The sequence below is a fragment of the Enterobacter cloacae complex sp. SHL021 genome, from assembly GCF_049237765.1.
Classification (GTDB): domain Bacteria; phylum Pseudomonadota; class Gammaproteobacteria; order Enterobacterales; family Enterobacteriaceae; genus Enterobacter; species Enterobacter cloacae.
On sequence record NZ_JBMKJG010000045.1, the window covers coordinates 1 to 5,388 of the forward strand.

General features: G+C 63.3%; 5 protein-coding genes and 1 pseudogene. 3 read left to right on the forward strand and 3 right to left on the reverse strand.

What is annotated here, in order from left to right; translation table 11 throughout:
- Positions 1-1,591 (reverse strand): annotated as a pseudogene (locus ACOTZF_RS24825) (Tn3-like element TnAs1 family transposase); the annotation flags it as partial.
- A gap of 3 nt (positions 1,592-1,594) precedes the next feature.
- Between ACOTZF_RS24825 and ACOTZF_RS24830 the strand changes: the two are divergent.
- Complete coding sequence (locus ACOTZF_RS24830) at positions 1,595-1,987, forward strand: cysteine hydrolase family protein (RefSeq protein ID WP_001351729.1); 393 nt, start codon at positions 1,595-1,597, stop codon at positions 1,985-1,987.
- Between the two features lie 137 nt (positions 1,988-2,124).
- Complete coding sequence (locus tag ACOTZF_RS24835; protein ID WP_000058717.1) at positions 2,125-3,009, forward strand: DMT family transporter; 885 nt, start codon at positions 2,125-2,127, stop codon at positions 3,007-3,009.
- Between the two features lie 31 nt (positions 3,010-3,040).
- Here ACOTZF_RS24835 and tet(A) read toward each other — a convergent pair whose 3' ends face one another.
- Positions 3,041-4,240: a tetracycline efflux MFS transporter Tet(A) gene (gene tet(A), locus ACOTZF_RS24840; RefSeq protein ID WP_000804064.1), complete on the reverse strand. Its 1,200-nt coding sequence runs from the start codon at positions 4,238-4,240 to the stop codon at positions 3,041-3,043.
- Positions 4,241-4,345: 105 nt separating this feature from the next.
- On the opposite strand from tet(A), the gene tetR(A) reads away from it, so the two are divergent.
- A complete protein-coding gene (gene tetR(A) / locus ACOTZF_RS24845; protein WP_000164043.1) occupies positions 4,346-4,996 on the forward strand; it encodes a tetracycline resistance transcriptional repressor TetR(A) in 651 nt (216 codons plus the stop codon).
- A 31-nt stretch (positions 4,997-5,027) separates the two neighbouring features.
- On the opposite strand, the gene ACOTZF_RS24850 is transcribed toward tetR(A), so the two are convergent.
- Positions 5,028-5,270, reverse strand: a complete 243-nt coding sequence (locus ACOTZF_RS24850) for a transposase (protein ID WP_000844627.1) — start codon at positions 5,268-5,270, stop codon at positions 5,028-5,030.
- Positions 5,271-5,388 lie beyond the last annotated feature (118 nt).

Genomic DNA, 5,388 nt, shown 5'->3' on the forward strand with positions numbered 1-5,388 from the left:
CCTGGGTGGCGCGTTCCAGGTACACCGTGTTCCACAGCACGATAGCCGCCGTCACCAGGTTGAGGCCGCTGGCCCGGTAGCGCTGCTGCTCGAAGCTCCGATCCCTGATTTCCCCAAGGCGGTTGAAGAACACCGCCCTGGCCAGCGAGTTGCGCGCCTCACCTTTGTTCAGGCCGGCATGCACGCGGCGGCGCAGTTCAACACTTTGCAGCCAGTCCAGGATGAACAGCGTGCGCTCGATCCGGCCCAGCTCGCGCAGGGCCACGGCCAGTCCGTTCTGGCGCGGGTAGCTGCCGAGCTTGCGCAGCATCAGCGAGGCGGTGACGGTGCCCTGCTTGATCGAGCTGGCCAGGCGCAGGATGTCGTCCCAGTGGGCACGCACGTGCTTGATGTTCAGGGTGCCGCCGATCAGCGGGCGCAACGTCGGGTAGGCTTGCACGCCCTGCGGCACGTACAGCTTGGTTTCGCCGAGGTCGCGGATGCGCGGCGCGAAGCGGAAGCCTAGCAGGTGCATCAGGGCAAAGACGTGATCGGTGAAGCCGGCCGTGTCGGTGTAGTGCTCCTCGATCCGCAGGTCGGACTCGTGGTACAGCAGGCCGTCGAGCACATAGGTGGAATCGCGGACGCCGACATTCACCACGCGGGTGCTGAACGGCGCGTACTGGTCGGAGATATGGGTATAGAACAGCCGTCCCGGCTCGCTACCGTACTTCGGGTTGACGTGCCCGGTGCTCTCGCCCCGGCCACCCGCGCGGAAGCGCTGGCCATCGGAGGATGAGGTCGTGCCGTCGCCCCAGTGGGCGGCAAAGGCGTGGCGATACTGGTGGTTGACCAGCTCGGCCAAGGCCGCCGAATAGGTTTCGTCGCGGATGTGCCAGGCTTGCAGCCAGGACAGCTTGGCGTAGGTCAGGCCGGGGCTCGACTCGGCCATCTTGGTCAGCCCGAGGTTGATCGCATCACCGAGGATTGCGGACAGCAGCAACGTCCTGTCTTTGGCCTCGGCCCCGTCCTTCAAGTGGGTGAAGTGGCGGCTGAAGCCCGTCCAGTCGTCCACGTCCATCAGCAGTTCGGTGATCTTGATGCGCGGCAGTAACTGGCTGGTTTGGTCGATCAGCGCCTGCGCCCGATCCGGCACCGCCGCATCCAGCGGGGTGATTTTCAGCCCTGACTCGGTGAGGATGGCATCGGGCAGCTCGTTGTCCTTGGCCAGGCGGGTGACGGTGGCCAACTGCTCGTCCAGCAGCTGCAAACGCTCTTCCAGGTACTGGTCGCTGTTCGGGTTGATCGCCAGGGGCAGGGCCTGCTCGCGCTTGAGTGCGGCGAACTTCTCGGCCGGCAGCAGGTAGTCGTCGAAGTCGCGGAACTGCCGCGAGCCCTTGACCCAGATGTCGCCGGAGCGCAGGGCGTTCTTCAGCTCGGACAGGGCGCAGATTTCGTAGAATTTCCGGTCGAGGCCTTCCGGGGTGATCACCAGCGGCTTCCAGCGCGGCTTGATGAAGGCCGTGGGTGCATCGGCCGGCACCTTGCGCAGGTTGTCGGCGTTCATCTCACGCAGGGTCTGCACGGCTGCCAGCACGCCTTGCGCGGCCGGCCCGTGCTGTTCCCCAACTTTTCGCTCGGCGAAGAGTATGAACATGCGCCGCCGGCGACGAATCGCCAAATCTCACCGTATCTCCCGAGCGGACGATTTCGCACCGGTCTGCCCGTCGAAGGGCTTGCGATCGAACGGGGCGACCTTTTCTATGCATGTCCGCGAGCCAGCGTCTTTTATGGCACGGCGCTCGACGCCGACCTTCGGACGCGCGGCGTAAGCACGCTTGTCATGGCCGGGATAAGCACCACCGGCGTTGTTCTTTCAAGCGTCGCCTGGGCTAGTGATGCGGACTACGACGTGCGTTTGGTCCAGGACTGCTGCTACGACCCGGATCGGGATGCCCACGAAGCTCTGTTGCGTTCCGGGTTCGGCGGACGTGTACAGGTCGTGTAATTTTCGGGCCTCGCATGATCGCGGCCATAGCCGCAGGTGGATTGGTGCGAGGCAGGGCCAGTCCAAGTCAGGGTGCGGTCATCGCGGCGCCTGCAACTCTCAAAAACCCATCGCCGTAGCGGAGGTCTTGTAATCGCATGTCATTACGCACGCCCGATTTATTGTTCACAGCGATAGCACCTGCCATTTGGGGCAGCACCTACATTGTCACCACCCAATACCTGCCGAACTTCTCACCGATGACGGTCGCGATGCTGCGGGCGTTGCCGGCGGGTTTATTGCTCGTGATGATCGTCCGACAGATTCCAACGGGAATCTGGTGGATGCGCATCTTCATCCTCGGCGCACTTAATATTTCGCTATTCTGGAGCTTGTTGTTTATTTCGGTCTACCGCCTGCCGGGCGGGGTCGCGGCGACGGTAGGCGCTGTGCAGCCGCTGATGGTCGTGTTCATCTCTGCCGCTCTGCTAGGTAGCCCGATACGATTGATGGCGGTCCTGGGGGCTATTTGCGGAACTGCGGGCGTGGCGCTGTTGGTGTTGACACCAAACGCAGCGCTAGATCCTGTCGGCGTCGCAGCGGGCCTGGCGGGGGCGGTTTCCATGGCGTTCGGAACCGTGCTGACCCGCAAGTGGCAACCTCCCGTGCCTCTGCTCACCTTTACCGCCTGGCAACTGGCGGCCGGAGGACTTCTGCTCGTTCCAGTAGCTTTAGTGTTTGATCCGCCAATCCCGATGCCTACAGGAACCAATGTTCTCGGCCTGGCGTGGCTCGGCCTGATCGGAGCGGGTTTAACCTACTTCCTTTGGTTCCGGGGGATCTCGCGACTCGAACCTACAGTTGTTTCCTTACTGGGCTTTCTCAGCCCGGGGACCGCCGTGTTGCTAGGATGGTTGTTCTTGGATCAGACGCTGAGTGCGCTTCAAATCATCGGCGTCCTGCTCGTGATCGGGAGTATCTGGCTGGGCCAACGTTCCAACCGCACTCCTAGGGCGCGTATAGCTTGCCGGAAGTCGCCTTGACCCGCATGGCATAGGCCTATCGTTTCCACGATCAGCGATCGGCTCGTTGCCCTGCGCCGCTCCAAAGCCCGCGACGCAGCGCCGGCAGGCAGAGCAAGTAGAGGGCAGCGCCTGCAATCCATGCCCACCCGTTCCACGTTGTTATAGAAGCCGCATAGATCGCCGTGAAGAGGAGGGGTCCGACGATCGAGGTCAGGCTGGTGAGCGCCGCCAGTGAGCCTTGCAGCTGCCCCTGACGTTCCTCATCCACCTGCCTGGACAACATTGCTTGCAGCGCCGGCATTCCGATGCCACCCGAAGCAAGCAGGACCATGATCGGGAACGCCATCCATCCCCGTGTCGCGAAGGCAAGCAGGATGTAGCCTGTGCCGTCGGCAATCATTCCGAGCATGAGTGCCCGCCTTTCGCCGAGCCGGGCGGCTACAGGGCCGGTGATCATTGCCTGGGCGAGTGAATGCAGAATGCCAAATGCGGCAAGCGAAATGCCGATCGTGGTCGCGTCCCAGTGAAAGCGATCCTCGCCGAAAATGACCCAAAGCGCGGCCGGCACCTGTCCGACAAGTTGCATGATGAAGAAGACCGCCATCAGGGCGGCGACGACGGTCATGCCCCGGGCCCACCGGAACGAAGCGAGCGGGTTGAGAGCCTCCCGGCGTAACGGCCGGCGTTCGCCTTTGTGCGACTCCGGCAAAAGGAAACAGCCCGTCAGGAAATTGAGGCCGTTCAAGGCTGCCGCGGCGAAGAACGGAGCGTGGGGGGAGAAACCGCCCATCAGCCCACCGAGCACAGGTCCCGCGACCATCCCGAACCCGAAACAGGCGCTCATGAAGCCGAAGTGCCGCGCGCGCTCATCGCCATCAGTGATATCGGCAATATAAGCGCCGGCTACCGCCCCAGTCGCCCCGGTGATGCCGGCCACGATCCGCCCGATATAGAGAACCCAAAGGAAAGGCGCCGTCGCCATGATGGCGTAGTCGACAGCAGCGCCGGCCAGCGAGACGAGCAAGACCGGCCGCCGCCCGAAACGATCCGACAGCGCGCCCAGCACAGGTGCGCAGGCAAATTGCATCAACGCATACAGCGCCAGCAGAATGCCATAGTGGGCGGTGACGTCGTTCGAGTGAACCAGATCGCGCAGGAGGCCCGGCAGCACCGGCATAATCAGGCCGATGCCGACAGCGTCGAGCGCGACAGTGCTCAGAATTACGATCAGGGGTCTGTTGGGTTTCACGTCTGGCCTCCGGACCAGCCTCCGCTGGTCCGATTGAACGCGCGGATTCTTTATCACTGATAAGTTGGTGGACATATTATGTTTATCAGTGATAAAGTGTCAAGCATGACAAAGTTGCAGCCGAATACAGTGATCCGTGCCGCCCTGGACCTGTTGAACGAGGTCGGCGTAGACGGTCTGACGACACGCAAACTGGCGGAACGGTTGGGGGTTCAGCAGCCGGCGCTTTACTGGCACTTCAGGAACAAGCGGGCGCTGCTCGACGCACTGGCCGAAGCCATGCTGGCGGAGAATCATACGCATTCGGTGCCGAGAGCCGACGACGACTGGCGCTCATTTCTGATCGGGAATGCCCGCAGCTTCAGGCAGGCGCTGCTCGCCTACCGCGATGGCGCGCGCATCCATGCCGGCACGCGACCGGGCGCACCGCAGATGGAAACGGCCGACGCGCAGCTTCGCTTCCTCTGCGAGGCGGGTTTTTCGGCCGGGGACGCCGTCAATGCGCTGATGACAATCAGCTACTTCACTGTTGGGGCCGTGCTTGAGGAGCAGGCCGGCGACAGCGATGCCGGCGAGCGCGGCGGCACCGTTGAACAGGCTCCGCTCTCGCCGCTGTTGCGGGCCGCGATAGACGCCTTCGACGAAGCCGGTCCGGACGCAGCGTTCGAGCAGGGACTCGCGGTGATTGTCGATGGATTGGCGAAAAGGAGGCTCGTTGTCAGGAACGTTGAAGGACCGAGAAAGGGTGACGATTGATCAGGACCGCTGCCGGAGCGCAACCCACTCACTACAGCAGAGCCATGTAGACAACATCCCCTCCCCCTTTCCACCGCGTCAGACGCCCGTAGCAGCCCGCTACGGGCTTTTTCATGCCCTGCCCTAGCGTCCAAGCCTCACGGCCGCGCTCGGCCTCTCTGGCGGCCTTCTGGCGCTCCTGCTGCGGCGTCCGCTCGTGGGCCGTGGCGCGGGTCCGCGCGCCGGCCTCGTGCGCCTGGCGCTCGCGGGCGAGGTCCAGGGCGGCCGTCTTCACGTTCTGCCTTGCGCAGATGAGATAGGGGAGCCCGCAGAATTCGGAAAAAATCGTACGCTAAGGTTTTCCGGGCATCCGTAAGGGCCGAAACTTCCCGTCTTCCAGTCTGCGGCTCTGC